This window comes from Streptomyces sp. NPDC056452, from assembly GCF_042796085.1.
Taxonomy (GTDB): Bacteria; Actinomycetota; Actinomycetes; order Streptomycetales; family Streptomycetaceae; genus Streptomyces.
This window is the reverse complement of record NZ_JBHTRI010000053.1, coordinates 1-24,587: the sequence shown is the minus strand read 5'-3', so window position 1 is coordinate 24,587 and position 24,587 is coordinate 1. Positions and strand designations below refer to the sequence as shown.

Below are 24,587 nucleotides of genomic sequence, written 5' to 3'. Positions count from 1 at the left end.
CCGTGTACGTGCGGGTGGATCAGCCGATCGGCAGGCCGCCGGTGGGCAGACCGTCGGTCGCCAGGGTGTCGCCGGCCAGTTCGCCGCCCGCCACCGTGCCGGCCTTCTCGAGGGTCTGGCCGGCGACCGGGAGGGTCGTGCCGACGACCTTGCCGCCGGTCTCGTTCGCCACTCCGGTGCCCTGCTTCGAGGCGGAGTCGAGCGTGCTGCTCACGCCGGCACCGTCGAGCGTGGTCAGGCCGCCCAGGGCAGGGGTCTGCGGGAGCCCCGCGGCACCTGCGGCACCGGCCGCACCGACCACGGGTGCCGCGCCTGCGGCGATCAGCAGCGCGGCACGGGCGATCCGACGGGTCAGGGGGAGGGACATGATGCTCCTTCGACGGGACTACAACGGGTTCCGGGCAGATGTGGAATCTGCCTGTCCGGTGATCCGGACGCACTGACAACCGGTCGAAGGGCAGGGAAGGTTGCGGTCCGCAAAGGTAAAGACTGAGTAATGCGTCAGATAATCCGCAACGGAGGAACCCGGGCAAACAATGCATTCCGTCGACGGCGGACGAACCGTCACTTCCCTTTGTTCGCACGGAATTCCGGGGGCGGGCGGGGCTCGTGGGGAGGGTGACGCGAGGGGGGTTGCAGGAAGGGCTGGACGGCCCGTACGGGCGACGCTCCGTACTACTGTGCGAGCCGCATTAGGACTGCTGTAGTGCCCGATTCCTTACGTTCCGTCCGCCAGCCCGAATCGGCGTTCCACACCCGGCCGGCATACGAGACCTCGTCGATGCGCAGCGCGTCGGCCCGGGCGACCGCCCAATGGGCCAGCTCCCAGCCGCGCCGGGGTGCCGTGTCCGCGGCGGTCTTCACGGCGGTCCGCACGGGCACAGAGACCGTTCCGGCGGCCGAGGCTCCGGCCGCCCCGGCGGCCGGCAGGACATCCTTGCCGAAGGCGCGAACCAGCTCGGTCCGTACCTCGGCCGCGTCCCCGGGGGTGGACGCCGTCGACAGCGTGCAGCTGAGCGAGGCGGGCGCGCGTCCGGTCAGCGCGGCGGCCAGCAGCGCGGCATCCGGCTCGTGCTTGGCGTACGCCTGCGGGAACCCGCTCTTCTGCACCCGCTGCGCGGCGACGGTCAGCGGCAGCCGCGAGTAGCCCGGAACCTCGGCGAGGTGCTCGTAGAACTTCCCTGACGAGTAGACCGGATCCATGATCTGCGCCGGCGTTCCCCAGCCCTGCGAGGGACGCTGCTGGAAGAGTCCGAGCGAGTCCCGGTCACCGTGGTCGATGGTGCGCAGCGCGGACTCCTGCAGCGCGGTGGCGAGCGCGATGGTCACCGCGCGCTCCGGCAGACCGCGGGTGGTGCCCACCGCCGAGATCGTCGCGGCGTTGGCGGCCTGGTCGGGGCTCATCTCGTACGTACGCCCCTCGGTGCCGTCCCCGTCCGCGGCCCGCACGGTACAGCGGGGGGCGCCCTTGTTGCCGGAGACGTACTGCACCGCCAGATAGCCGGCCAGGGCCACGAGCACGGCGAAGGCGGCCGCGATACGGAAGAAGCGGCTGCGGCGGGTGGGAGTGGCGGTCCGGGGCACGGAGCCCACCGTACTGGAGGGTACGGGCGGGGCCGAGACCGAAGTCCCTTAGGGTCGTGACCATGGACGGACACACGCTTGACCTCGCTCTCGGCGGACCCGAGCTCACGGCCCGGCTCGTCGACTTCCCGTCGGTCAGCGGGCAGGAGAAGGACCTGGCCGACGCGATCGAGGCAGCCCTGCGCCCGCTGCCGCACCTGACCGTCGAGCGGCACGGCAACAACGTGGTGGCCAGGACGCAGCTGGGCCGTGCCGAGCGCGTCGTGCTGGCCGGCCACATCGACACCGTGCCGATCGCGGACAACGTCCCGTCCCGGCTCGACGAGAACGGTGTGCTGTGGGGGTGCGGAACCTCCGACATGAAGTCGGGCGTCGCCGTGCAGCTGAGGATCGCCGCGACGGTGCCGGATCCGAACCGCGACCTCACCTTCATCTTCTACGACAACGAAGAGGTCGCCGCCCACCTCAACGGCCTCGGCCACGTGGCCGAGGCGCACCCCGACTGGCTCCACGCGGACTTCGCCGTCCTCCTGGAGCCCTCCGACGCCCAGGTCGAGGGCGGCTGCCAGGGCACGATCCGGGTCCATCTGCGGCTGGAGGGGGAGCGGGCCCACTCCGCGCGCAGCTGGATGGGGTCCAACGCGATCCACGCCGCCGCTCCGGTGCTGGCGAAGCTCGCCGCGTACGAGCCGCGCCGGCCGGTCATCGACGGGCTCGAGTACCACGAGGGGCTCAACGCCGTGAGCATCGAGGGCGGCGTCGCCACCAATGTCATCCCGGACGCCTGCACGGTGGTGGTCAACTACCGGTACGCCCCCGACCGCACCGCCGAGGAGGCCGAGGCGCACGTCCGTGAGGTCTTCGCGGACTGCGGCGTCGCCGGTCTCACGGTCGACGACCACTCCGGAGCCGCGATGCCCGGCCTCTCGCACCCGGCGGCCAAGGCGTTCATGGAAGCGGTCGGCGGTACGGCGCAGCCCAAGTTCGGCTGGACGGACGTGTCCCGGTTCGGCTCCCTCGGCATTCCCGCGGTGAACTACGGCCCCGGCGACGCGCTGTTCGCGCACAAGCGGGACGAGCAGGTGGCGGTCGAACGGATCACGCACTGCGAGGAGCGCCTCCGCTCCTGGCTCACCAGCTGACTCACGGCATTCCCCTGCTCGTAACCTCGGCCGATCTACGCTGAAGCGACACGCACATCGCATGTCGGCGGAGGGAGCAGATCATGGGCAACCCGGAGGACGCACGGATCCCCGAGGGCGCGCAGGTTCCTGAGGGCGCGGTGAGGCCCGAGGAGCAGCGGCTGGGCCCGGTACTGCGCCGCAGGGACCAGGTGCAGCCGGGCACGACGGATCAGCGGCTGCTGGATTCCGAGGGCGATTCCGAATGGGTGCACACGGATCCCTGGCGCGTGATGCGCATCCAGTCGGAGTTCGTGGAGGGCTTCGGAGCCCTCGCGGAGCTGCCGAGCGCCATCAGCGTCTTCGGATCCGCCCGCACACCGGCCGGCGGGCCGGACTACGAGGCGGGTGTCCAGATCGGCAGGGCGCTCGTCGAAGCGGGGTTCGCGGTCATCACGGGCGGCGGCCCCGGGGCTATGGAAGCGGCGAACAAGGGGGCCCGGGAGGCGAAGGGCGTCTCCGTCGGACTCGGCATCGAGCTGCCGTTCGAGTCCGGGCTGAACCCGCACGTCGACATCGGCGTCAACTTCCGGTACTTCTTCGTCCGCAAGACGATGTTCGTCAAGTACGCGCAGGGCTTCGTCGTCCTGCCCGGGGGCCTCGGCACGCTGGACGAACTGTTCGAGGCGCTGACGCTCGTGCAGACGGGCAAGGTGACCCGCTTCCCGATCGTGCTGTTCGGCTCGGCCTACTGGCGCGGGCTGGTGGACTGGCTGCGGGACACGGTGGTGGCCCAGGGCAAGGCGTCCGAGACGGATCTGCTGCTGTTCCACGTCACGGACGACGTGGACGAGGCGGTCGCGCTGGTGACCAAGGAGGTCGGCCGGTAGGGGCACGTCCCGGCGCCCCCGCCCGCCTCCTCGGCTAAGCCAGTCCCCGGCGGGCCACCGCAGGTGCGCGGTGGCCCGCGATGGAGGCCACCATGTCCAGGACCTGCCGCGTCTCCGCCACCTCGTGCACCCGGTACACCTGCGCCCCCAGCCACGCCGACACGGCAGTCGTCGCGAGCGTGCCGATCACGCGTTCCTTGACCGGCCTGTCGAGGGTCTCCCCGACGAAGTCCTTGTTGGACAGCGAGACCAGCACCGGCCAGCCCGTTGCCGTCATCTCGCCCAGCCGGCGCGTCGCCTCCAGCGAGTGCCGGGTGTTCTTGCCGAAGTCGTGACCGGGGTCGATCATGATTCCGTCCGGCCTGACCCCGAGTTCGACAGCCCGCTCGGCCAGACCGACCGTCACCCGCAGGATGTCCGCCATCACATCGTCGTAGGTGACCCGGTGCGGCCGGGTCCGCGGTTCGGCGCCGCCCGCGTGCGTGCACACGAGCCCCGCCCCGTACCGCGCGGCGACCTCGGCGAGCTTCGGGTCGACACCGCCCCACGCGTCGTTCAGGAGGTCCGCCCCGGCCTCGCAGACGGCCTCGCCCACGTCGTGGCGCCAGGTGTCCACGCTGATCACCACATCCGGGTGGCGGCGGCGCACCTCGGCGACGAAGCCGACCGTGCGGCGGGCCTCCTCCTCGGCCGTCACCTCCTCGCCGGGGCCGGCCTTCACCCCGCCGATGTCGATGATCGCGGCGCCCTCCGACACGGCCTGTTCGACCCGGGAGAGCGCGGGCTCGTCGCGGAACGTCGCACCCTGGTCGTAGAAGGAGTCGGGGGTCCGGTTCACGATCGCCATGATCACCGGCTCGTGCGGCCCGAATTCCCGCCGCCCAAGCCTGAGCGCACCGCTTCGCATCCCTGGTTCCTCCTCGGTAGGTCGCCTGCGACCCTAACTGTCGGTGCCGCATGGCACGATCTGACCCGGACAGGTTTCCGCTCCCGGGGAGATGCACGTGTTCTGGTTCTTGCTGCTCACGATGGCCGTGGTGGTGGCCGCGGTCACGCTGGCGGTGGTCGGCGGAGGCGGAAGTGCGGTGCTGCAGGACGTGGAGCCCGAGCGGCTCACCGACCCGCTGCCGACGAACCGCCCGGTCGGCCGCGCGGATATCGAGGTCCTGCGGCTGCCGCTGGCGGTGCGCGGCTACCGCATGGCGGAGGTGGACGAGGCGCTGGGCAGGCTCGGCGCCGAGCTCGCCGAGCGGGACGCCCGCATCGCCGAGCTGGAGTCCGCGCTCGCCGGCGCGCAGGCGACCGCGGTGACCGGCCCCGACCTGTTCAAGCGGCCGGGCGAGCCGCTCGGCGGGGAGAACGGCCGGGACAGCGGCAGGGACAACAGCCGTGACAACGGCAGGCCGCCGGGCGAGGAGGGCCCGCGATGAGCGACGCCCGACCGGCCGCCGACGGCGGTCTGCGCTGCCCCTGGGGCCTGTCCACGGAGGACTACCTCGCCTATCACGACACGGAGTGGGGCCGTCCGGTCCACGGCGACGACGCCCTCTTCGAGCGGCTCTGCCTGGAGGCGTTCCAGTCCGGACTCTCCTGGCTGACGATCCTGCGCCGCCGCGAAGGGTTCCGCAGCGCCTTCGCCGGGTTCAAGATCTCCGCCGTGGCGGAGTTCACCGACGCCGACAGGGAACGGCTCCTCGCCGACGCCGGCATCATCCGCAACCGAGCGAAGATCGACGCGACGCTGGCCAACGCCAAGGTGCTGGCCGGCTGGGGCGAGGGCGAGCTGGACGCACTCATCTGGTCGTACGCCCCCGACCCGGCCGGCCGGCCCGTCCCGCGCGCCCTCGGCGACATCCCGGCCGTCACCCCGGAATCCACGGCGCTGGCCAAGGACCTCAAGAAGCGGTCCATCCGCTTCGTCGGCCCCACGACGGCCTACGCCCTCATGCAGGCCTGCGGCCTCGTCAACGACCACCTGGCCGACTGCGTGGCCCGCGAGGCGCTCCAGGGCCCGTCCAGCGGATCCTGACCGGCTCCGGGACGTCCGGCGCCGCACCGTCGAACCGCCGAACGGCCCCGAACGACGAACCGACGAACGGGGCCGAACGACGAACCGCCGTGGGGGCCCCGCGGCCCCCCCCCCGGCCCCACCGCCCCGCCCCGCCCAGCCCGGGGGCGTAGGGGGGGGGGTTGGGGGGGACCCCCCCCCCCCCCAGGGGTGGTGCCCCGGCCCCCACCGCCCCCCCCCCGACGGGGCCGCACCGCCCCCCGCCGGTGCGGCCGGGCGGCCCCCCCCGGGCGCCCCGCCCCCCGGCCGCTACCTGCCGAGGTACTTCGGCGGCTGCTTGGCGAGGAACGCCTCGACCGCGATGGTGTGGTCCTGCGACGCGCCCGCCCGGGTCTGGAGCTCGTCCTCCTTCTCCAGCGACTCGGCGAGCGTGTGGCCAGCGCCGTACGCCATCGACGCCTTCAGTGCCGCGTACGCCACCGTCGGTCCCTCCGCGAGGGCACGCGCCACCGCCAGTGCCTCCTTGGCCAGGTCGGCGGCGGGCACCACCTTGTTGGCGATGCCCAGCTCGTACGCCTCCTGCGCGGAGATCGAACGCGGGAAGAACAGGAGGTCGGCGGCGCGACTCGCGCCGATCAGCCGGGGCAGCGTCCAGGAGACGCCCGAGTCCGCCGTCAGGGCCACGCCCGCGAAGGACGTGTTGAAGGCGGCGGTGTCGGCGACCACGCGGTAGTCGGCCGCGAGTGCGAATCCGAAACCGGCGCCCGCGGCGACCCCGTTGACCCCGGCCACGACGGGCTTCTCCATCTCGGTGATGGCCCGCACGATCGGGTTGTAGTGCTCCTTCACGGTGCTCAGCGCGTTGCCGCCGCCCGACTCACGGGCCTCGCCGAGCTTGGAGACGTGCTCCTTGAGGTCCTGGCCCACGCAGAAGGCGCGCCCGGTGGCGGTGAGCAGAACTGCTCGTACGGCGCTGTCCTCGGCGACGGCTCGAAGGGCGTCGCGGAGCGCGACCTTGGCCGCGGTGTTCATGGCGTTCATCGCGTCGGGTCGGTTGATCGTGATCGTCGCGAGCCCGTCGCTCACGTCCGTGAGCACGGCGTCAGCCGTGGTGTCGGCCATGTCGGCCATTGCTGGGTCTCCTTACGGCTCCGGCATTGTGCCTGTCCAGGCAAGCATGGCCGACTTCGGACGGGCCTGAGATGTGACCTGCGTCTAACAATTGGCTCTCGGCTGAGGGCCGATGGCGGCGCAGTATCGCAGCCGGATCGCCGAATTGGGTGGTTTTGAGAGAGTGCGTTGCGGAAGCGATGCCGACCGATGTTGGTCATCGGGGTCTCCGATGCGGGATAATGCGAAGGAAGCAATGTGTTCGACGCCGGTGAGGCAGCGCCTGTCATGGGGCCGCCGGTTGGGATGAGCTGGTTTCAGGAAGGGGAACGAGCATGGCGGCCATGAAGCCGCGGACGGGCGACGGCCCGCTCGAGGTGACAAAGGAGGGGCGGGGCATTGTCATGCGCGTTCCGCTCGAAGGCGGCGGTCGGCTTGTCGTCGAGCTGACTCCGGACGAGGCCGATGCACTCGGCGATGCCCTGAAGAAGGTCGTCGGCTGACGTAGACGCGCCCACACTTCACCACTGCCCCGGCACGGATTCCGTGCCGGGGCAGTGGTGCGTCACGGATCAGGTGGCGCGGCCTCAGCCGCGTCTCACCGCGCACAGCAGCCCGTCGCCCACCGGCAGCAGCGTCGCCATCAGCTCCTGGCTCTCCCGCACCGCCCGCAGCAGCTCACGCAGGCGCAGCACCTCGGCCGGCTGGGCGGCGGAGTCGATGGTGCGGCCGTCCGCGAAGACGCCTTCGAAGCAGACGAGACCGCCGGGCCGCAGCAGGCGCAACGATTCAGCGAGGCAGTCCAGGCTCTCCAGCCGGTCACCGTCGCAGAAAACAAGGTCGTACCCGCCGTCGGCGAGCCGCGGCAGTACGTCGAGGGCGCGCCCGGGGATGAACCGCGCCCGGTTCGTGGCGAAACCCGCCGCCCGGAAAGCCTCGCGCGCGAACTGCTGGCGCTCCGGTTCGGGATCGACGGTGGTCAGTACGCCGTCGGGGCGCATCCCGTGCAGCAGATAGATGCCGGACACGCCCGTACCGGTGCCGATTTCGGCCACCGCTTTGGCGTCCGCGGCGGCAGCGAGCAGGCGCAGCGCAGCTCCGGTGCCTGGGGACACCGAGCGGAGCCCTGCCTCGTGGGCCCGGTCACGGGCCCAGCGCAGAGCTGCGTCCTCGGCGACAAAGGCGTCGGCGAACGCCCAGCTTGTCTGCCGGTTGGCGGTAATGACCCTCTCCTGTCCCCGTAGTTGGCGCAACGGTGACTGTATCCGCTGGAGCCGGGAACCCGCAGATGGGACCGGGCGTTAGGTAGAGGCAGGGGAAAACGCGTGGATCGGACCCGCTGACCGGGCCCGGAATATGGCCCTTGCTCCCGGGTACGCCCGGGCGACAGCAGGTAAAAAGGCTTATCCGGAGCTAACGGGCGAGGTGGCTATGGTAGGGGCTCCACTGGACACCACCAGAGCCGATAGGGGAGGTGCGGCTGCGCCTGTGGATCGGGGAGGAGTGCTGCGGCGCTTTCTCAGGTCGGCGGGTGAGCCGAAATCCGTGACCAACATTGCTGACCGTTCTTCCAACGATTCCGCACCGACCGCGACCTTCGCCTCAGATGCGGATTCTCAGGCGTGGACCCCGCCCTCATGGGAAGAGATCGTCAGCACGCACAGCGGACGCGTGTACCGCCTTGCCTACCGGCTGACAGGAAACCAGCACGACGCCGAGGACCTCACCCAGGAGGTCTTCGTCCGCGTCTTCCGATCGCTGTCGACGTACACGCCCGGCACCTTCGAGGGCTGGCTGCACCGGATCACGACGAATCTCTTCCTGGACATGGTCCGCCGCAAGCAGCGGATCCGTTTCGACTCCCTGGGCGACGACGCCGCGGAGCGGCTGCCGAGCCGTGAGCCGTCCCCGCAGCAGGTCTTCAACGACACCCACTTCGACGCGGACGTCCAGCAGGCGCTGGACACCCTCGCGCCCGAGTTCCGTGCGGCAGTCGTGCTCTGCGACATCGAGGGCCTCTCGTACGAGGAGATCGCCGCCACACTCGGCGTGAAGCTCGGGACCGTGCGCAGCCGTATCCACCGGGGCCGCTCGCACCTGCGCAAGGCGCTGCAGCACCGTTCGCCGGAGGCCCGCGCCGAGCAGCGTTCCCTGGCGGACGCGGTCCTGGCAGGGGAGGGCGGAACGGCGTGAGCGCCACAGGTCCGACCCCCGCGGAGCAGCATCTCGGGGACCGGCTCGCCGCGCTTGTCGACGGCGAGCTCAAACACGACGCCCGGGAGCGGGTCCTCGCCCATCTGGCGACCTGTCCCAGGTGCAAGGCCGAGGCCGACGCCCAGCGGCGACTGAAGAGCGCTTTCGCGACCGCCACCCCTCCGTCGCCCTCCGAGGGGTTCCTTGCCCGTCTGCAGGGCCTTCCCGGGGGCCCCGGGAGTGACGACGACGGCCCGAGCCGCCCCTTCGGCAGCGGACGGCGCTTCGGTGAAGGACTCTTCCCCGAACTCCAGCACCCCGACGGACACACGGGCACGGCGTCCGGGTCCTCACCGCTGGACGCATTCGGCTACCTCCCCACCGCGCACGGCTCCACCGCCGTGCTGCCGGGAGGCCCCGCCGGATCGGCCTTCCGTATCCACGGCGTGGGCCGCGAGGCCGACCGTTCGCCGTGGCGTGCCCGGCGCTTCGCGTTCGCCGCGGCAAGTGCCGTCTCACTGGCCGCCATTGCGCTCGGCGGCGCCCTGCCCCTGGACCAGGGTCCCGACGCGCCGCTCAGCGCGGAGGGCGCGGGAAGCAGCGTGACGCCGCTCGACGCCGACGCGCGGACCGGCAGTGCCGACGCCGCGGCGAGCCGCAGCGGCGGCGGTGCCCTGGCGGTCGGCGAAAGCCCGGCCACCGTCGCGCCCTCGCCGTCCTCGTCCGCCCGGCCGGTGCTCGCTGCCGCGCCGTCGCTCCTCAGCACGACGATGCTGAGCGGGCACTCGTACGCGTACCCGGTGCTGAACGTGACCGTGCCGCCGCTGATACGCCCGACCGATGCCGGCCCGCTGTTCTCGGCCACGCTCGGCGGGGGAGCGGACCCGAAGCCGGCGGCGCCCACGGCGACGGCCGCGCCGCAGCTGCGTGACCACGCGATGCCGCTTTCTCCCCTGCGCTGACCGGGACCCTGCGCACGGATTCGCAAACCTGGTTGAATTCCGGGAGGGACGCCCCTGTGGGGGCGTGCAGAGGCCAGTTGCGGGGAGAGCATGGACGACGGAAAGCCCAGCGGGCCGAAGGCGAAGTGGTGGAGCCGTCCCTCGACGGGACGTGCTGTCCCTGCCGGGCCGGAGGACTCGACGCCCGTCGCGGACACGGCCGAGGACACCGCGGTCCACGGGACGGCACCGGCACCGGAGCCGGAGGCCGAAGCGGCAGCCCGGCCCGCGCCCGCCGTCGCCGAGCCGCCGGCCCCCGTCGTCGCCGAGCCGCCCACGCCCCGCGCACAGCCGCTGCACGCTCCGGACGAGTACAGCACCCCGCCCTACGGAGGCCCGGGGCCGTGGGCGCCCGCGCCGCCCGTGCAGCGCCCGGTGCCGACCCCGGCGCACGGCACCCCGGTGCCCCCGCCCTACGCGGGGACGAACGGGCAGGGGACGGCCGTACACGCCCCCGCACCGGTACCCGTCCAGGCCCCTGCCCCTGCCGGACAGGGTCCCGGTGAGGCGTACGCACCCCCGCCCCAGCCCCACGCGGTGCCGCAGCAGCATCACCACAGCGCGCCCCCGCAGCCTCAGCAGCCCCACCCCGCCCCCCACGAGTTCCAGCCGCAGACGTCCCAGTGGCTGCGCTACGACCCGTGGGGCGCGCCCCAGCAGCCACTCACCCACGCCGGCCCGCCCCTCGGCGCCGACCCGCAGCCCCGCAGGCGCCGCCGCGGATCCGCCCTGATCGGTGCCGTGTTGCTCGCTCTCGTCGCCGGCGGGATCGGCGGCGGCATCGGCGCCTACGCCGAGCGCAACGGGGGCCTGACCACGGTCGAGCTCCCGCAGGCCGGCCGGGACAGCGGAGGCAGGGCGCCCGACAGTGTCGCGGGCATCGCGTCCAGCGCGCTGCCCAGCGTGGTGACCCTGCACGTCAGCGGCTCCGCCGAGTCCGGCACGGGCACCGGCTTCGTGCTCGACAACAAGGGCCACATCCTCACCAACAACCACGTGGTCGCTCCCGCAGGTTCCAACGGGGACATCACCGTCACCTTCAGCGGAGGAGAGACCGCGCCGGCCGAGATCGTCGGCAAGGACAGCGGCTACGACCTGGCGGTCGTCAAGGTGACCGGCGTCTCGGGCCTCAAGCCCCTGCCGCTCGGGAATTCCGACAACGTGCAGGTCGGCGATCCGGTGGTGGCCATCGGCGCCCCCTTCGACCTGTCCAACACGGTCACGTCCGGCATCATCAGCGCCAAACAGCGGCCCATCACCGCGGGCGGCGAGAAGGGTGACGGCTCCGACGTCAGCTACGTCGACGCCCTGCAGACCGACGCCCCGATCAACCCCGGCAACTCCGGCGGCCCGCTCGTCGACTCCCAGGCCCATGTCATCGGCATCAACAGCGCCATCCGCGGAGCCGACAGCGGATCCGGCCTCGACGGCGGGCAGTCCGGTTCCATCGGTCTCGGCTTCGCCATACCGATCAATCAGGGCAAGCGCGTCGCCGAAGAGCTGATCAACACGGGCAAGGCCACCCACCCGGTGATCGGCGTCACGCTGGACATGAAGTTCACCGGCGACGGCGCCAAGGTCGGCGGAAAGGGCGCTGACGGCGGGTCCGCGGTCACCGCGGACGGTCCCGCGGACAAGGCCGGCATCAAGCCGGGCGACATCATCACCGAGGTGGAGGGCGGACGCGTGCACAGCGGCGAGGAACTGATCGTCAAGATCCGTGCCCACCGGCCGGGAGACCGGCTCGGCCTCAAGCTGACCCGTGGTGGCAAAGAGCTGTCCATGACTTTGACGCTCGGCTCGGCGAGCGGCACCTGACGGCCACCGGCAGGTACCGCCCGGACAGCTTCGCCGGGTACCGTGGAGCCGGTCCGGGCCCCTGACGACCTGGTGGCGGAGTACCGCGGAGAACACGCAGAGAACACGAGGAGCAGCAAGGTGTTCAATGACATAGGCGCACTCGAGCTCCTGACGCTCGTGGTTCTTGCCGTGCTCGTTTTCGGTCCGGAGAAACTGCCGAAGGTCATCCAGGACGTCACGCGCACCATCCGCAAGATCCGTGAGTTCTCGGACAGTGCCAAGGAAGACATCCGCTCGGAGCTCGGCCCTCAGTTCAAGGACTTCGAGTTCGAGGACCTCAACCCCAAGACCTTCGTCCGCAAGCAGCTCATGGACGGCAACGACGACCTGGGGCTCAAGGAGATCCGCGAGAGCTTCGACCTGCGCAAGGAGATGGCCGACGTCACCGACGCGGTGAACGGCCGTGAGAGTGCCTCCTCCGCATCCGGCGCCGCTGCAGCAGCCTCCGCCGTCGGCGCGTCGGCCGGTTCCGGCTCCGCGCCCGATCTGCTCAAGAAGCCCGCGCAGCCCGCGAAGGACGAGCGTCCGCCGTTCGACGCCGACGCCACCTGAGACCGGTCAATCCCGACTCGTCCGGACGGTATGGCTATTCTCCATCTGTCCGGTTGCGAGGTTGCCCATGCCCACGGGGGGAGGGCCGCTCCGGATCTGTACAAGATCGAGGAGGCGGCCGGACAGATGGAGACGACGAGTCGGGTAGGGGCGGAAGATGCGCCCAGCGCAGTCACCGCAGAGGGGGTGCCGGCGACCCGGCGTACTGTCGACGGCTATCTCAAGGCGCCGTTCCCCTGGTACGGGCTGGACGGGGCCTTCACCGGTCCGCGCTGGTTGATGCAGGTCACCGCCTCGGCGGACGGCACCGTGCAGCACGGTTCCACCGGGCACGGCGAGGAGCCGGTGGTGCGGGCCGACGCGGGCGCCGAGAAGGCTCGCTTCGCGGTGGTCGTGACGGTGGCCAGCAGTCCGGTACGGCGCAGTGGTGACGGCACCGGGGTGCTGGACGCCACCAGCGTATCCTCGGCGGCCTGGCTGGCGGGCTCCGGTCTGCTGGCCTACACATGGCCCCCGCAGATGGACCACACCCTGCGCAACGAATGGCTGAACCAGCAGACCGAGACCGCGTTCGAGCTCGCCGACGACCTGGGTGAGGCGCCCTGGTCGACGCTCTCCCTGCCGGTGGACGGCGTTCCGGTGGAGTTCCACTACCGCGAGTCCGAGTTCGGCTGGGTGCTGGCGGGTTCGGCGCCCGACGGGGTGCACATCGGCGCGTACGGACGCGGGATGAGCGCCTACGGCCTGGGCTTCGCCGTGGTCGGCGACATCGCCGCGTACGACAACTGAGCGAACGCGCGGCGACGAGCGAACTGTCCTGGGGCGCCGGTGCCGGGGCGACAGCGGTCAGGGGCGGCACCTCCTCGGAGGTGCCGCCCCTGACGCGTCGGACCGCTCAGAACTTGTTGCGCGGGGTGAGCCCCAGCGACATGCCGGACAGGCCGCGCTGACGGCCGCTCAGCTTCTCCGCGATGGACCGCAGGGCGGCGCCGGCCGCGGAGTCCGGGTCGGACAGCACGACGGGCTTGCCCTCGTCGCCGCCCTCGCGCAGGCGCACGTCGATCGGGATGGTGCCCAGGACCGGTACCTCGGCGCCCACCGTCTTCGTCAGCCCCTCGGCGACCCGCTGACCGCCGCCCGAGCCGAACACGTCGACGATCTCGTCGCAGTGCGGGCACGGCATCCCCGACATGTTCTCGACGACGCCGACGATCTTCTGGTGGGTCTGCACGGCGATGGAGCCGGCCCGCTCGGCAACCTCGGCCGCGGCCTGCTGGGGGGTCGTGACGACGAGGATCTCGGCGTTCGGCACGAGCTGTGCCACGGAGATCGCGATGTCACCGGTGCCCGGCGGCAGGTCGAGCAGCAGGACGTCCAGGTCGCCCCAGTACACATCGGCGAGGAACTGCTGCAGCGCGCGGTGCAGCATGGGCCCGCGCCACACCACCGGGGCGTTGCCCGGGGTGAACATGCCGATGGAGATCACCTTCACGCCGTGCGCCGACGGCGGCATGATCATGTTCTCGACCTGGGTGGGCTTGCCGTCCACCCCGAGCATCCGGGGCACGCTGTGGCCGTAGATGTCCGCGTCCACCACGCCGACCTTGAGTCCGTCGGCCGCCATCGCCGCGGCGAGGTTCACCGTCACCGAGGACTTGCCGACGCCGCCCTTGCCGGAGGCGACCGCGTAGACCCGGGTCAGCGACCCGGGCTTGGCGAACGGCACCTCACGCTCCGCCGTGCCGCCGCGCAGCGAGGAGGCGAGCTCCTTGCGCTGTTCGTCGCTCATCACGTCAAGAGTGACCTCGACCCGCGACACGCCCTCGACACGGGCCACCGCGTCGGTCACGTTCTTGGTGATCGTCTCTCGCATCGGGCAGCCGGAAACCGTGAGGTACACGGTGACAGCGACCACACCGTCAGGATCGATGTCGACCGATTTCACCATGCCCAGCTCGGTGATCGGTCGGTGGATCTCCGGGTCGTTCACTGTCGCCAGTGCTTCACGCACCGCGTCTTCCGTAGCCATAGGACGATGGTACGGCGCCGGTGCCTACGCGCGGGTAGCCCCTCAGCGGTCGCCTTCGTCACTCTCGACCTGGAAGAGGACCTGGCGCTCCTCCATGTCCTTCACCATGGCCTCCAGTTCCGAGCGGATCCAGTCCCGGGTGGCGACCTCTCCGAGACCCATCCGGAGCGCCGCGATCTCGCGGGTGAGGTACTCGGTGTCCGCGATCGACCGCTCGTTCTGCTTGCGGTCCTGCTCGTGGGTCACCCGGTCGCGGTCGTCCTGGCGGTTCTGCGCGAGGAGGATCAGCGGGGCCGCGTACGAGGCCTGGAGGGACAGCATCAGGGTCAGGAAGATGAACGGGTACTGATCGAACCGGAACTTCTCCGGCGCGAAGATGTTCCACACCACCCACAGGATGATGATCAGCGTCATCCAGACGATGAACCGTCCCGTGCCCAGGAAACGGGCGATGCGCTCGGAGAAGCGGCCGAACGCCTCCGGGTCGTACTCCGGCAGCAGCCGGCGCCGCTGTGCCTTCGGCTGGTCGAGCCGGGGCCGCGGGGGGCGCACGATGCCCGAAGCGCCGGTCGAGGCGGCTCTGGGGCGGTCCTCACCGGTCACCGGCGATCCCCTCCTCGCCCTGGAAGTCGGTCTCGCGCCAGTCCTCGGGCAGCAGGTGGTCGAGCACGTCGTCGACGGTCACCGCGCCCAGCAGCGACCCCGTCTCGTCCACCACGGGAACGGAGACCATGTTGTACGCGGCCAGAAAGCTGGTCACGGCCGACAGCGGGGTGTCCGGCGTCAGCGGTACGAGATCGCTGTCGACGAGCGAGCTGACCAGCGTGAACGGCGGATCGCGCAGCAGCCGCTGGAAGTGCACGGTGCCCAGGTACTTGCCGGTCGGGGTCTCGTCCGGTGCCCTGCAGACGTACACCTGCGCGGCCAGCGCCGGGGAGAGGTCCTGCTGCCGGACCCTGGCCAGCGCGTCCGCGACCGTCGCGTCGGGCCGCAGGATGATCGGCTCGGTCGTCATCAGACCGCCCGCGGTCCGCTCCTCGTACGACATCAGGCGCCGTACGTCGGCGGCGTCGTCCGGCCGCATCAGCGCCAGCAGCCGTTCCTTGTCCGCCTCCGGAAGCTCCGAGAGCAGGTCGGCCGCGTCGTCCGGGTCCATCGCCTCCAGGACGTCCGCAGCGCGGTCCTCCTTGAGCTTGCCGAGGATCTCCACCTGGTCGTCCTCGGGGAGCTCCTCAAGGACGTCCGCGAGCCGGTCGTCGTCCAGGGCGGCGGCGACCTCGGCCCGGCGCTTGGGCGACAGGTGGTGCAGGGCGTTGGCGACATCCGTCGGACGCAGCCGTTCGAAGGTGGCGACCAGGCTCTCGGCACCCTGGCCGTGCTCGTCCAGCGAGAAGCCGCTGATCGCCGACCACTCCACGGTCAGCGTCTCGCCCTTGCGGCGCAGCGCGCCGCCGCGCCCCTTGCGTACGAAGAACTTGTCGATCTCCCAGTCGCGTCGGGCCGGCAGCTGCTGGATCGCGACATCGAGGACGGTGACCTCCTCGTCGGTCTCGACCAGGTGCACCCGCCGGTCAAGGATCTCGCCGAGAACGAGTCGCTCGGTCGGGCGCTGCTCGAAGCGCCGCATGTTGACCACTCCGGTGGTGATGACCTGACCCGACTCGACGCCCGTCACCCGGATCATCGGCAGGAAGATCCGCCGCCGGCTCACCACTTCGACGACCATCCCGAGCAGCCGCGGCGGTTTGCCGCCGACGCGCAGCATGGCCACCAGATCGCGGACCCGGCCGACCTGGTCGCCGTTGGGGTCGAAGACCGGCACACCGGAGAGGTGCGAGACGAAGACACGGGGAGCGCCTGCTGCCATCCTGTGCGCCTCCCTGAAGTCCCTCACACCCTCCTTTGCGTGATCAGGCTAGCCCGTACCGCGACGGTGTGCCCCGGTGGACCCGTCCGTACGGCGCACTGCCGAAGGGCGTACGCGGCACAGGTACGCTGCCGTCTGCCACCCCCCGACACACAGACGAGAGGCAGTGCGCCCGTGACCTCTTCCGCCCCGGCCGTCCGGGCCCATCGCCGGACCGCTCTCGCCGTGGTGCTCTGTGCGGGCCTGACGGCCGCGCTCACGGCCTGCGCCGGAGAGGACCCGGACAAGGGGACCAACGGCGTCGGCAAGCTCACCGCGGCCCGTATCGACCAGAAGGCACGCGCGGCGGCGGACGCCGCGGACGCGGTGCGGCTCGCCGGGAAGCTGGTCAGCAAGGGCGGCACGTACACCCTGAACATGCAGCTCAGCGCCGATGGCGGCACCGGATCGGTCACCTCGAAGCAGAGCACGTTCGCGTTGCTGCGGATCGGTGACGAGCTGTTCCTCAAGGCCGACGCGGGCTTCTGGAACCACGAGGGGTCGGGCGACAGCGACAACGAGGGCGACCAGGCCGCCGCCGACAAGCTGCAGGGCAAGTACGTGAAGGTCCCGCAGGACGACCCGACGTACAAGCAACTGCGCGGCTTCACGGAGAAGAAGATCCTGCTCGACGGGGTCCTCGCACTGCACGGGAAGATCAACAAGGGCGACCGCGACACGATCGGCGGGGTGCGCACCGTGCAGATCATGGGCGGAAAGGGTGAGGGTGGCGCGCTCGACGTCTCCCTGGAGGGCACCCCGTATCCGCTGCGCGTGGCGCGTGGCGGGGGCGGCGGCATCGTCACCCTCGCCGACTGGGGCAAGGCCTTCACGCTGGAGGCGCCGCCCGAGAGCGCCACCGTCGACTACGGCGGCCAGCTCCCCAAGTCCTCCGGCTGAGCGCGGCCCCGTCCGCCGGCTCCTCCCGGTCCGGCGGCTGCCGGTTCGTCAGCTCTTCCTGCGGCGCTTGAGCAGCAGCCGGGGAAGCGCGGCTGGCGCGGGCTGCCGCGTGGTCGCCCCGGTGGGCAGTGGGGCGGTGGTCAGGGAGCCGTCCGGCAGTTCCGTACGGGAGGCGCCCGGCGTCAGCCGGACCACCCGGCACTCACGCGCCCACCGGTCAGTCATCTGTTCGGCGTCCGGTGCGTTCAGCCGCTTGCCCTTGAGCTCGGCGACCGCGGCCTCCCACTCCTCGGAGTGGGGTTCCAGCACGGCGACCGCGGCGGTCCAGGCGACGAGCCGGCCGCCCTTGTCCTTGCTGCGCACGGTCACTTCGGCGGCGCCGCCGTCCACCAGGCCCTCGGGGAGCGGCTGCTCCCCGGGGCCGTCGCCGACGAGCACGGCCGCGGCCTCGTGCCAGACGTGCCACAGGGCCCGGGCGGGGCCGGTGCCCCGCACCCAGATCAGACCGGACTTCTTGGTGGCCTCTTCGACGAGAGCCCGGCCCAGCAACACGTCAGCAGCAGTCATGCCCGAACTCTATTAGAGCCAGCCGTTGCGCTTGAGGCTGCGGTGGATGGTGAAGCAGACGATTCCGATGACCCCCATCACCACCGGATAGCCGTACGTCCACCTCAGCTCCGGCATGTGATCGAAGTTCATGCCGTACACGCCGCAGATCATCGTCGGTACGGCGATGATGGCCGCCCAGGACGTGATCTTGCGCATGTCCTCGTTCTGCGTCACCGTCGCCTGCGCCAGATTGGCCTGGAGGATCGAGTTGAGCAGTTCGTCGAAGCCGATGACCTCTTCGTGCACGCGGGCGAGGTGGTCGGCGACATCGCGGAAGTACTTCTGGATGTCGGGATCGATCAGCCGCATCGGACGCTCGCTCAGCAGCTGCATGGGCCGCAGCAGCGGCGACACGGCGCGCTTGAACTCCAGCACCTCGCGCTTCAGCTGGTAGATCCGGCCCGCGTCCGAACCGCGGGGGCCGCCCTTCGCCGGGGTGGAGAACACATCGATCTCGACCTCGTCGATGTCGTCCTGCACCGAAGCGGCCACCGCGATGTACCCGTCGACCACGTGGTCCGCGATGGAGTGCAGCACGGCGGACGGGCCCTTGGCGAGCAGCTCCGGGTCGTCCTGGAGCCGGTGGCGCAGGGCGCGCAGCGAGCCCTGACCGCCGTGCCGGACGGTGATGACGAAGTCCCGCCCGGTGAAGCACATCACCTCGCCGGTCTCGACGACCTCGCTGGTCGCGGTCAGCTCGGCGTGCTCGACGTAGTGGATGGTCTTGAAGACGGTGAACAGCGTGTCGTCGTACCGCTCCAGCTTGGGCCGCTGGTGGGCGTGGACGGCGTCCTCGACGGCGAGCGGGTGGAGACCGAACTCCCGCGCGATACCGGCGAATTCCTCCTCGGTCGGCTCGTGCAGGCCGATCCAGGCGAATCCGCCGTCCTCACGCACGCGCAGCATCGCCTCGTGCGGGGTCTGGCAGGCGTCGGCCGCGAGCCGGCGTCCGCCCCGGTAGACCGCGCAGTCGACGACAGCGCTGGAGACGGTCGGGTCGCGGGTGGTGTCGTAGGTGTTGTACGGGGTGTTGCTCTTGCGCAGGGACGGGCGCACGGCGGCGCGCAGGTCGCGGATCATCGACAAGGCTGGCTCCTTCACGGAGGGCCGTCGGCGGGGGCGTGGAACAGCCCGGAATGGGGACGTGCGCTCACGTCCGCAAAGCGGGCGGCACCGCGCAGGCGCGATGACGGCGTTCGCTACAGACAGGCAAAAACGAGGGGCTCTTCCGTTGCGCGAACTGCCGCGAGGACGTCCTGGGAGGGCGTCAGATCACAGAAGGTAGGCGTCGTGCGGAAGAACGGTTGGTACTGCACGGTCGACTTGGATCCACCGCAGCCCCACCTCCTCCGGCCGGTCCCCCGTGGGGGATCACGTGTACCGGGACTGAGAGCAACGCTTCTGCGTGCTGTCCCGGCCGACGGCCCAGGCTATCAGCCACCCCGGGGCCAATCCGTACCTTTGCCCGTTCGAAACGCGTTCTATGCTCGCGGCATGGGAGAAATTCTTGCTCTGGTCGAGGCCCGGCTCCGTACGGCCCTGGGCGAACCGGACGCACGCGCCGATGTGACGTTCCTCGGCACGGACCGCATCGAGGTGCTCCGCTTCATCGACGGCGACGTGGTGCGCTACGCCACGCTCGGCATGTCCGCACAGCCGATGGCCGACCCCACCTCGCCCCTCGCCGACCCGGTGAAGGGCCCGCGCGCGGAACTGGTCCTGTCGGTACGGGCCGGCCTCGCCGACACCGACCAGGTGCTGCGGCCGCTCGCGGTGCTGGCCGCCTCCCCGCAGGTCGAGGGATTGATCGTGACCCCGGGCGCGTCGCTGGACCTCGGCCAACCGCTGTGGTCCGGGGCACCGTTCACCTCGGTGCTCGTCGCCGAGCCGGGCGGCCTGGTCGAGGACCTGGAGCTGGACGAACCGATGGACCCGGTGCGCTTCCTGCCGCTGCTGCCGATGACCCACAACGAGGCGGCCTGGAAGCGGGTCAGGGGGGCGCAGGAACTGCAGGAGCGCTGGCTGTCCCAGGGGACGGATCTGCGAGACCCGCTGCGTTCCTCGGTACCTCTGGACTGACCGGGTCCACGGGGTCGCCGCGCTGCGGACGGGTGATCGTCCTTGACGCGGCGACGACCGGGGAGGACCGTTGGGCCCTATGAGGGGCGAACCCAGTTGCCCGAAGTGCGGTGGCCGGGTCAGGGCGCCCGGTCTGTTCGCCGATTCCTGGCAGTGCCCCGAGCACGGCCAGGTGCATCCGATGCAGCCGGTGATCCCACCCAGTGTCGAGGCGCTGGGCGTGGTGGTGCACCGGGCGCAGGTGCCGGTGTGGATGCCATGGCCGCTCCCGGTCGGCTGGCTGTTCACGGGCGTGGCGTACGCCGGTGACGACCGCAGCGGCGGCCGGGCGACCGCGGTGGCCTGCTCCGGCCCCGGTCCGCTCGGAGGCATGGGCGAACTGCTGCTCGTCGCCGAGGAGCTCGGCGTCGGGCTCGGCGCGCGCTACGCGGGCATCGAGGGCCTGGACCCCGGTGCCGGATTCGGTGCCGAGGGCGCACCGGACGCCAAGGTGCTCGCCGCAGGGCGTCCCACCCCGCTCTGGCACGTCAAGGACGCCCCGGACGACCGGGCGGTCTTCGCGGGCGAGGCGCGCGGCCTGTGGCTCTGGGCGGTCATCTGGCCCGAACAGTCCGGCCTCCTGATGTACGACGAACTGGTGCTGACCGATCTGCGCGACGCCGGCGCGGAGGTGGACCTCCTCCCGTGCGGGGCGCTGACGCCCCGGCTGCTCACGCCGCCCTGACCGGGGCCGCGGCGACGGGGCCGGGCGCGCCGCGCCCGGCGGTTATCCTTGACCGTCCCCCTGTCCGCAGCCCGCCCTGGAGTCCGCGTCGTGCGCATCGATCTGCACACCCACTCCACCGCGTCGGACGGCACGGACACCCCCGCCGAACTGGTGGCCCGTGCCGCGGCGGCGGGCCTGGACGTCGTCGCCCTCACCGACCACGACACGGTGGGCGGGCACGCGGAAGCGGCCGCCGCCCTTCCTGAGGGGCTCACGCTCGTCACGGGCGCCGAGCTCTCCTGCCGCATCGACGGCATCGGCCTGCACATGCTGGCGTACCTCTTCGATCCCTCGGAGCCCGAACTGGCGCGCGAGCGCGAGCTCGTACGGGACGACCGGGTGCCGCGCGCGCAGACGATGGTGGCCAAGCTCCGGGAACTCGGCGTACCGGTCACCTGGGAGCAGGTCGCGCGGATCGCCGGGGACGGCTCCGTGGGCCGTCCTCACATCGCCACCGCGCTGGTGGACCTCGGCGTCGTCGACACGGTCTCCGACGCCTTCACGCCGGCCTGGCTCGCGAACGGCGGACGCGCCTACGCGGAGAAGCACGAACTCGACCCGTTCGACGCGATCCGGCTGGTCAAGGCCGCGGGCGGCGTCACGGTCTTCGCCCACCCGCTCGCCGTCAAGCGCGGCGACGTCGTGCCCGAGGCGGCGATCGCCCGTCTGGCAGCCGCGGGGCTCGACGGCATCGAGGTGGACCACATGGACCACGACGAGCCCACCAGGGCCCGGCTGCGTGGCCTCGCGGGCGACCTGGGGCTGCTGCCCACCGGGTCCAGCGACTACCACGGCACCCGCAAGACCGTACGGCTCGGGGAGTACACCACCGATCCCGAGATCTACGGCGAGATCACCCGGCGCGCCACGGGAGCCTTCCCGGTGCCGGGAGCCGGCGGAGCCCGCCGGGCGTAACGCGCCTCCCGCACGCTCCTCACTCCTGTTTCCGGCGGCACCCCTGTCGTCTCCTCGCAGCGTCCGGCCGTTCTCGCGGCCCCGGACCTGCGCACCCCTGTTCGGCCCGCTCTTCTCTCGCAAGGCTCACTGTGTTCGACGTCGCTGTCTTCGGATCCCTTTTTCTCACCCTTTTTGTGATTATGGATCCCCCCGGAATCACTCCGATCTTCCTGGCCCTCACCGCGGGCCGCCCCGCCAAGGTGCAGCGCAGGATGGCCCTTCAGGCGGTCGCGGTCGCCTTCGGGGTGATCGCCGTCTTCGGTCTGCTCGGTCAGCAGATCCTCGACTACCTGCATGTCTCCGTCCCCGCGCTGATGATCGCGGGCGGGCTGCTCCTGCTGCTGATCGCGCTGGACCTGCTCACCGGCAAGACGGACGAGCCGACGCAGACCAAGGACGTCAACGTGGCTCTCGTCCCGCTGGGGATGCCGCTGCTCGCCGGGCCCGGCGCCATCGTGTCGGTGATTCTGGCGGTGCAGCACGCGGACGACGCGGCCGGTCAGCTCTCGGTCTGGTCGGCGATCATCGCCATGCACGTCGTGCTCTGGGTGACCATGCGCTATTCGCTGCTGATCATCCGTGTGATCAAGGACGGCGGTGTGGTGCTGGTGACCCGGCTCGCCGGAATGATGCTCTCGGCCATCGCCGTCCAGCAGATCATCAACGGGGTCACCCAGGTCATCCAGAACTCCTGACGCACCCGGACAGCACAGCGCCCCCGCACAGACCTTCCGTGCGGGGGCGCTTCTCTTCAACGGCGCAAAGCGGTGTAAGGCGTTACGAAGCCGAGCTGTCGGCCGGCCGGATGTAGATGCGCTGGCCTATTGCCGCGGCCTGCTGCACCATCCGGTTGACGGAGGCGGCGTCCACGACGGTGCTGTCCACGGCGGTACCGTCGACATCGTCGAGTCGCATGATCTCGAAGCGCATATGGCTTCCCTTCGTCTGATCCTCCTGCTGGAGAACTACTGGGAGGACGGGCTTGCCGTCCGCAAGGATGAAGAGCGCAAGGCGTCTGCGTCTCGCGCTCCACGAGGGGTACAACGGCTTGCCCTCTACAAACATTCCCTACGCTAAGGAAATTTTTTGGATGTCTAAGTACCCTTCAGTAACTGAGCATGTGCAGACAATGAGGACCGCATGAACCACGCGGACACGCAGCCGGACGAAGGACCGGGCATCCGCGAGCAGCTGGACCGCACCAACGAGCTGCTCCAGCGCGTGCTCGCCGAGGTGTCCAAGACGCCCTCGACCCACGCGATCTTCGTGGACGCGGGCTATGTGTACGCCGCGGCCGGGCTGCTCGTCACCGGCACCGAGGACCGCCGCTCCTTCGATCTCGACGCGGAAGGGCTGATCGAGGCCTTCATCGACAAGGCCCGCACGATCTTCGCGGACAGCAGGCTGCTGCGCGTCTACTGGTACGACGGAGCCAGGCGCCGGATCCACACCGTCGAGCAGCAGTCCATCGCGGAGCTCCCCGACGTCAAGGTCAGGCTCGGCAACCTCAACGCCAACAACCAGCAGAAGGGCGTCGACTCGCTGATCCGGACCGACCTCGAGTCACTGGCCAGGCACCGGGCCATCAGTGACGCGGCACTCGTCGGCGGCGACGAGGACCTGGTCTCGGCCGTCGAGGCGGCCCAGGGCTACGGGGCCCGCGTCCACCTCTGGGGCATCGAGGCGGGCGAAGGACGCAACCAGGCCGAGCCCCTGCTCTGGGAGGTCGACAGCCAGCGCACCTTCGACCTCGACTTCTGCCGCCCGTACGTGACCCGGCGCCCCGTCACGATGTACGAGGACGACAGCCCGGCACCGGCCCGTGAGGACGTCCGCTTCGTCGGCGCGCAGATCGCCGCCACCTGGCTCTCCTCGCGCGGCCGGGAATCCCTCGCCGATCTGCTCCCGGGGCACCCCTACCTGCCGGGCTCCGTCGACCAGGACCTGCTCGTCGAGGCCGAGCGGCTCCTCCAGCACTCACTGCGCGGGCACGCGCACCTGCGGCGAGCGCTGCGCGACGGTTTCTGGCAGCACCTGCAGGCGCAGTACTGACACCTGCCGCAAGCCGTTCCGGAAGGTCAGAGGCTGTTCCAGAACGAGACGAGCGCCGCCGCCGTCACGTCCGGCCTGGCCGTGTTGGGGGAGTGCTCGGCTCCCTCGACCACGGTGCGCCGCGCACCCAGCCGCCGCGCCATGTCGTCCATCAGCGGCACGGGCCAGACGTCGTCGCTCTCGCCCGACACCACGTGCACGGGCAGGGGCAGGGCGGCCAGCTCGGCCACCCGGTCCGGCTCGGCCGAGAGCTGGGCGCCCGTGGCGATCAGCTGCGCGGGGTGGTGCCGCATCCAGCGGCGCCGCAGGTCCTCGCCGTCCCCGGTGTCCGCGTCCTCGGGCGGGTCGAGGGCGCGCATGGCCTGCCAGACGTCGGCCATGCTCCAGCGGGTCAGGGCGTCACTGAGCAGTTGCGCCTTCTTCTGCTGGGCGGGGGCGATCTCGGCCGGTCCGGACGACATCAGGGTCAGCGAACGGAACGGTGAGGCGTCGAGCAGCACCGCGGCGCGGGCGATCTGGCCGCCCAGGGAGTGCCCGAGCAGATGGATCCCGCCGGTTGCGGGGGCGTCGCCGGGGCCGGCGAGCGCAGCGGCCTGGGCGAGTACGTCACGGGCCAACTCGGCCTGGGCGTAGGACTCCTGACGGTCCGTCCCCTCGGTCTCGTACTGGCCGCGGCCATCGACGGACACCACCCGGAACCCGGCATCCGCAAGAGGCTCGAGCAGGGCGATGAAGTCCTCCTTGCTGCCCGTGTACCCGGGCAGCAGAAGGGCGGTGGAGTGTGCTCCCGTACGCGGCGCCGCGTCCAGCACGGCGAAGTCCCCGCGCGCGGTAGGCAGCATGCGGGCACGGGCACAGGGGGGCGGGGCGAAAGTGGGCGGCCGGCTCATGGGGCGAGGTTATCGCCGGTGGCGGTACCGCGCCCGGGAACGCGTACGGCCCCGGTTCCCGCAGGTGCGGGAACCGGGGC

Annotated in this window: 28 protein-coding genes; 16 read left to right on the top strand and 12 right to left on the bottom strand. The window is 71.1% G+C overall.

All coding sequences use genetic code 11. From position 1 onward, the window contains the following. Positions 1-19: 19 nt before the first annotated feature. Together ACFQ6X_RS33925 and ACFQ6X_RS33920 are read right to left on the bottom strand one after the other, a co-directional pair. Complete coding sequence (locus ACFQ6X_RS33925) at positions 20-367, bottom strand: ATP-binding protein (RefSeq protein ID WP_383187482.1); 348 nt, start codon at positions 365-367, stop codon at positions 20-22. 308 nt (positions 368-675) lie between these two features. After that, positions 676-1,584 (bottom strand): hypothetical protein, encoded by a 909-nt coding sequence (locus tag ACFQ6X_RS33920; protein WP_383187479.1) that lies wholly within the window; start codon positions 1,582-1,584, stop codon positions 676-678. Positions 1,585-1,646: 62 nt separating this feature from the next. Between ACFQ6X_RS33920 and dapE the strand changes: the two genes are divergently transcribed. Both dapE and ACFQ6X_RS33910 read left to right on the top strand, forming a co-directional pair. Next, positions 1,647-2,726, top strand: coding sequence for a succinyl-diaminopimelate desuccinylase (gene dapE / locus ACFQ6X_RS33915; protein WP_383187476.1), 1,080 nt, complete (start codon positions 1,647-1,649; stop codon positions 2,724-2,726). A gap of 83 nt (positions 2,727-2,809) precedes the next feature. Further along, positions 2,810-3,595, top strand: a complete 786-nt coding sequence (locus tag ACFQ6X_RS33910; RefSeq protein WP_383187474.1) for a TIGR00730 family Rossman fold protein — start codon at positions 2,810-2,812, stop codon at positions 3,593-3,595. Between the two features lie 34 nt (positions 3,596-3,629). On the opposite strand, the gene folP is transcribed toward ACFQ6X_RS33910, so the two are convergent. Then, positions 3,630-4,502 (bottom strand): dihydropteroate synthase, encoded by an 873-nt coding sequence (gene folP, locus ACFQ6X_RS33905; protein WP_383187472.1) that lies wholly within the window; start codon positions 4,500-4,502, stop codon positions 3,630-3,632. Between the two features lie 97 nt (positions 4,503-4,599). On the opposite strand from folP, the gene ACFQ6X_RS33900 reads away from it, so the two are divergent. Together ACFQ6X_RS33900 and ACFQ6X_RS33895 are read left to right on the top strand one after the other, a co-directional pair. After that, positions 4,600-5,025 carry a DivIVA domain-containing protein gene (locus tag ACFQ6X_RS33900; protein WP_383187469.1) on the top strand — a complete coding sequence of 142 codons (426 nt, stop codon included), beginning with the start codon at positions 4,600-4,602 and terminating at the stop codon, positions 5,023-5,025. Continuing rightward, positions 5,022-5,624 carry a DNA-3-methyladenine glycosylase I gene (locus tag ACFQ6X_RS33895; protein ID WP_383187468.1) on the top strand — a complete coding sequence of 201 codons (603 nt, stop codon included), beginning with the start codon at positions 5,022-5,024 and terminating at the stop codon, positions 5,622-5,624. The genes ACFQ6X_RS33900 and ACFQ6X_RS33895 overlap by 4 nt, the downstream gene beginning before the upstream one ends. A 288-nt stretch (positions 5,625-5,912) precedes the next feature. Here ACFQ6X_RS33895 and ACFQ6X_RS33890 read toward each other — a convergent pair whose 3' ends face one another. Beyond that, positions 5,913-6,725 carry an enoyl-CoA hydratase/isomerase family protein gene (locus ACFQ6X_RS33890; protein ID WP_383187507.1) on the bottom strand — a complete coding sequence of 271 codons (813 nt, stop codon included), beginning with the start codon at positions 6,723-6,725 and terminating at the stop codon, positions 5,913-5,915. 323 nt (positions 6,726-7,048) lie between these two features. On the opposite strand from ACFQ6X_RS33890, the gene ACFQ6X_RS33885 reads away from it, so the two are divergent. After that, positions 7,049-7,216, top strand: a complete 168-nt coding sequence (locus ACFQ6X_RS33885) for a DUF3117 domain-containing protein (protein WP_003966491.1) — start codon at positions 7,049-7,051, stop codon at positions 7,214-7,216. Between the two features lie 84 nt (positions 7,217-7,300). Here ACFQ6X_RS33885 and ACFQ6X_RS33880 read toward each other — a convergent pair whose 3' ends face one another. Continuing rightward, positions 7,301-7,966 carry an O-methyltransferase gene (locus ACFQ6X_RS33880; protein WP_383187465.1) on the bottom strand — a complete coding sequence of 222 codons (666 nt, stop codon included), beginning with the start codon at positions 7,964-7,966 and terminating at the stop codon, positions 7,301-7,303. 178 nt (positions 7,967-8,144) lie between these two features. On the opposite strand from ACFQ6X_RS33880, the gene sigE reads away from it, so the two are divergent. The 5 genes from sigE to ACFQ6X_RS33855 all read left to right on the top strand — a co-directional run bounded on the left by sigE (position 8,145) and on the right by ACFQ6X_RS33855 (position 13,108). Then, complete coding sequence (gene sigE, locus ACFQ6X_RS33875) at positions 8,145-8,906, top strand: RNA polymerase sigma factor SigE (protein WP_329207695.1); 762 nt, start codon at positions 8,145-8,147, stop codon at positions 8,904-8,906. Further along, positions 8,903-9,868, top strand: coding sequence for an anti-sigma factor family protein (locus ACFQ6X_RS33870; protein ID WP_383187463.1), 966 nt, complete (start codon positions 8,903-8,905; stop codon positions 9,866-9,868). The genes sigE and ACFQ6X_RS33870 overlap by 4 nt, the downstream gene beginning before the upstream one ends. A 90-nt stretch (positions 9,869-9,958) precedes the next feature. Then, positions 9,959-11,725: a trypsin-like peptidase domain-containing protein gene (locus ACFQ6X_RS33865; RefSeq protein WP_383187460.1), complete on the top strand. Its 1,767-nt coding sequence runs from the start codon at positions 9,959-9,961 to the stop codon at positions 11,723-11,725. 120 nt (positions 11,726-11,845) lie between these two features. Continuing rightward, complete coding sequence (locus ACFQ6X_RS33860; RefSeq protein WP_383187457.1) at positions 11,846-12,319, top strand: sec-independent translocase; 474 nt, start codon at positions 11,846-11,848, stop codon at positions 12,317-12,319. Between the two features lie 126 nt (positions 12,320-12,445). Further along, the gene (locus ACFQ6X_RS33855) at positions 12,446-13,108 is read left to right on the top strand and encodes a hypothetical protein (RefSeq protein ID WP_383187455.1); all 663 of its coding nucleotides are present in this window, start codon (positions 12,446-12,448) and stop codon (positions 13,106-13,108) included. Between the two features lie 106 nt (positions 13,109-13,214). Here the strand turns inward: ACFQ6X_RS33855 and ACFQ6X_RS33850 are convergent, their stop codons facing one another. From ACFQ6X_RS33850 to ACFQ6X_RS33840, 3 genes are read right to left on the bottom strand one after another with little or no spacing between them, the layout of a single operon-like run. After that, a complete protein-coding gene (locus ACFQ6X_RS33850; RefSeq protein WP_383187452.1) occupies positions 13,215-14,348 on the bottom strand; it encodes an Mrp/NBP35 family ATP-binding protein in 1,134 nt (377 codons plus the stop codon). A 42-nt stretch (positions 14,349-14,390) separates the two neighbouring features. Then, positions 14,391-14,951 carry a DUF1003 domain-containing protein gene (locus ACFQ6X_RS33845; RefSeq protein ID WP_329207685.1) on the bottom strand — a complete coding sequence of 187 codons (561 nt, stop codon included), beginning with the start codon at positions 14,949-14,951 and terminating at the stop codon, positions 14,391-14,393. Next, positions 14,941-16,215 (bottom strand): magnesium transporter MgtE N-terminal domain-containing protein, encoded by a 1,275-nt coding sequence (locus ACFQ6X_RS33840; RefSeq protein ID WP_383187449.1) that lies wholly within the window; start codon positions 16,213-16,215, stop codon positions 14,941-14,943. The genes ACFQ6X_RS33845 and ACFQ6X_RS33840 overlap by 11 nt, the downstream gene beginning before the upstream one ends. 174 nt (positions 16,216-16,389) lie before the next feature. On the opposite strand from ACFQ6X_RS33840, the gene ACFQ6X_RS33835 reads away from it, so the two are divergent. After that, a complete protein-coding gene (locus ACFQ6X_RS33835) occupies positions 16,390-17,154 on the top strand; it encodes a hypothetical protein (RefSeq protein ID WP_383187447.1) in 765 nt (254 codons plus the stop codon). Between the two features lie 48 nt (positions 17,155-17,202). Here the strand turns inward: ACFQ6X_RS33835 and ACFQ6X_RS33830 are convergent, their stop codons facing one another. After that, positions 17,203-17,721, bottom strand: coding sequence for a hypothetical protein (locus ACFQ6X_RS33830; protein WP_383187445.1), 519 nt, complete (start codon positions 17,719-17,721; stop codon positions 17,203-17,205). 12 nt (positions 17,722-17,733) lie between these two features. Further along, positions 17,734-18,849 carry a magnesium and cobalt transport protein CorA gene (locus ACFQ6X_RS33825; protein WP_383187442.1) on the bottom strand — a complete coding sequence of 372 codons (1,116 nt, stop codon included), beginning with the start codon at positions 18,847-18,849 and terminating at the stop codon, positions 17,734-17,736. Positions 18,850-19,257: 408 nt separating this feature from the next. On the opposite strand from ACFQ6X_RS33825, the gene ACFQ6X_RS33820 reads away from it, so the two are divergent. From ACFQ6X_RS33820 to ACFQ6X_RS33805, 4 genes are all read left to right on the top strand, one after another. After that, on the top strand, positions 19,258-19,842 hold the full coding sequence (locus ACFQ6X_RS33820) for a suppressor of fused domain protein (protein ID WP_383187439.1): 585 nt from the start codon (positions 19,258-19,260) through the stop codon (positions 19,840-19,842). Between the two features lie 79 nt (positions 19,843-19,921). Next, on the top strand, positions 19,922-20,566 hold the full coding sequence (locus ACFQ6X_RS33815; RefSeq protein ID WP_383187438.1) for a DUF6758 family protein: 645 nt from the start codon (positions 19,922-19,924) through the stop codon (positions 20,564-20,566). Positions 20,567-20,656: 90 nt separating this feature from the next. Continuing rightward, positions 20,657-21,523, top strand: coding sequence for a PHP domain-containing protein (locus tag ACFQ6X_RS33810; protein WP_329207672.1), 867 nt, complete (start codon positions 20,657-20,659; stop codon positions 21,521-21,523). A 131-nt stretch (positions 21,524-21,654) separates the two neighbouring features. Beyond that, complete coding sequence (locus ACFQ6X_RS33805) at positions 21,655-22,260, top strand: MarC family protein (RefSeq protein WP_329207670.1); 606 nt, start codon at positions 21,655-21,657, stop codon at positions 22,258-22,260. Between the two features lie 82 nt (positions 22,261-22,342). On the opposite strand, the gene ACFQ6X_RS33800 is transcribed toward ACFQ6X_RS33805, so the two are convergent. Continuing rightward, a complete protein-coding gene (locus ACFQ6X_RS33800; protein ID WP_383187436.1) occupies positions 22,343-22,495 on the bottom strand; it encodes a hypothetical protein in 153 nt (50 codons plus the stop codon). 210 nt (positions 22,496-22,705) lie between these two features. Here ACFQ6X_RS33800 and ACFQ6X_RS33795 point away from each other — a divergent pair, with 210 nt between their 5' ends. Beyond that, entirely contained in the window at positions 22,706-23,617 is a 912-nt protein-coding gene (locus ACFQ6X_RS33795) for an NYN domain-containing protein (protein ID WP_383187434.1), read from the top strand. A gap of 26 nt (positions 23,618-23,643) precedes the next feature. Here ACFQ6X_RS33795 and ACFQ6X_RS33790 read toward each other — a convergent pair whose 3' ends face one another. Beyond that, positions 23,644-24,507 (bottom strand): alpha/beta fold hydrolase, encoded by an 864-nt coding sequence (locus ACFQ6X_RS33790; protein WP_383187432.1) that lies wholly within the window; start codon positions 24,505-24,507, stop codon positions 23,644-23,646. Positions 24,508-24,587 lie beyond the last annotated feature (80 nt).

Excerpts from the sequence above, each read along its gene's own strand:
- folP (WP_383187472.1), bottom strand. The coding sequence starts at position 4,502 with ATGCGAAGCGGTGCGCTCAGGCTTGGGCGGCGGGAATTCGGGCCGCAC.
- ACFQ6X_RS33855 (WP_383187455.1), top strand. The coding sequence starts at position 12,446 with ATGGAGACGACGAGTCGGGTAGGGGCGGAAGATGCGCCCAGCGCAGTC.
- ACFQ6X_RS33815 (WP_383187438.1), top strand. The coding sequence starts at position 19,922 with ATGAGGGGCGAACCCAGTTGCCCGAAGTGCGGTGGCCGGGTCAGGGCG.
- ACFQ6X_RS33895 (WP_383187468.1), top strand. The coding sequence starts at position 5,022 with ATGAGCGACGCCCGACCGGCCGCCGACGGCGGTCTGCGCTGCCCCTGG.
- ACFQ6X_RS33820 (WP_383187439.1), top strand. The coding sequence starts at position 19,258 with ATGGGAGAAATTCTTGCTCTGGTCGAGGCCCGGCTCCGTACGGCCCTG.
- ACFQ6X_RS33850 (WP_383187452.1), bottom strand. The coding sequence starts at position 14,348 with ATGGCTACGGAAGACGCGGTGCGTGAAGCACTGGCGACAGTGAACGAC.
- ACFQ6X_RS33795 (WP_383187434.1), top strand. The coding sequence starts at position 22,706 with ATGAACCACGCGGACACGCAGCCGGACGAAGGACCGGGCATCCGCGAG.
- ACFQ6X_RS33865 (WP_383187460.1), top strand. The coding sequence starts at position 9,959 with ATGGACGACGGAAAGCCCAGCGGGCCGAAGGCGAAGTGGTGGAGCCGT.
- ACFQ6X_RS33800 (WP_383187436.1), bottom strand. The coding sequence starts at position 22,495 with ATGCGCTTCGAGATCATGCGACTCGACGATGTCGACGGTACCGCCGTG.
- ACFQ6X_RS33885 (WP_003966491.1), top strand. The coding sequence starts at position 7,049 with ATGGCGGCCATGAAGCCGCGGACGGGCGACGGCCCGCTCGAGGTGACA.
- ACFQ6X_RS33830 (WP_383187445.1), bottom strand. The coding sequence starts at position 17,721 with ATGACTGCTGCTGACGTGTTGCTGGGCCGGGCTCTCGTCGAAGAGGCC.
- dapE (WP_383187476.1), top strand. The coding sequence starts at position 1,647 with ATGGACGGACACACGCTTGACCTCGCTCTCGGCGGACCCGAGCTCACG.
- ACFQ6X_RS33910 (WP_383187474.1), top strand. The coding sequence starts at position 2,810 with ATGGGCAACCCGGAGGACGCACGGATCCCCGAGGGCGCGCAGGTTCCT.
- ACFQ6X_RS33790 (WP_383187432.1), bottom strand. The coding sequence starts at position 24,507 with ATGAGCCGGCCGCCCACTTTCGCCCCGCCCCCCTGTGCCCGTGCCCGC.
- ACFQ6X_RS33890 (WP_383187507.1), bottom strand. The coding sequence starts at position 6,725 with ATGGCCGACACCACGGCTGACGCCGTGCTCACGGACGTGAGCGACGGG.
- sigE (WP_329207695.1), top strand. The coding sequence starts at position 8,145 with ATGGTAGGGGCTCCACTGGACACCACCAGAGCCGATAGGGGAGGTGCG.
- ACFQ6X_RS33925 (WP_383187482.1), bottom strand. The coding sequence starts at position 367 with ATGTCCCTCCCCCTGACCCGTCGGATCGCCCGTGCCGCGCTGCTGATC.
- ACFQ6X_RS33840 (WP_383187449.1), bottom strand. The coding sequence starts at position 16,215 with ATGGCAGCAGGCGCTCCCCGTGTCTTCGTCTCGCACCTCTCCGGTGTG.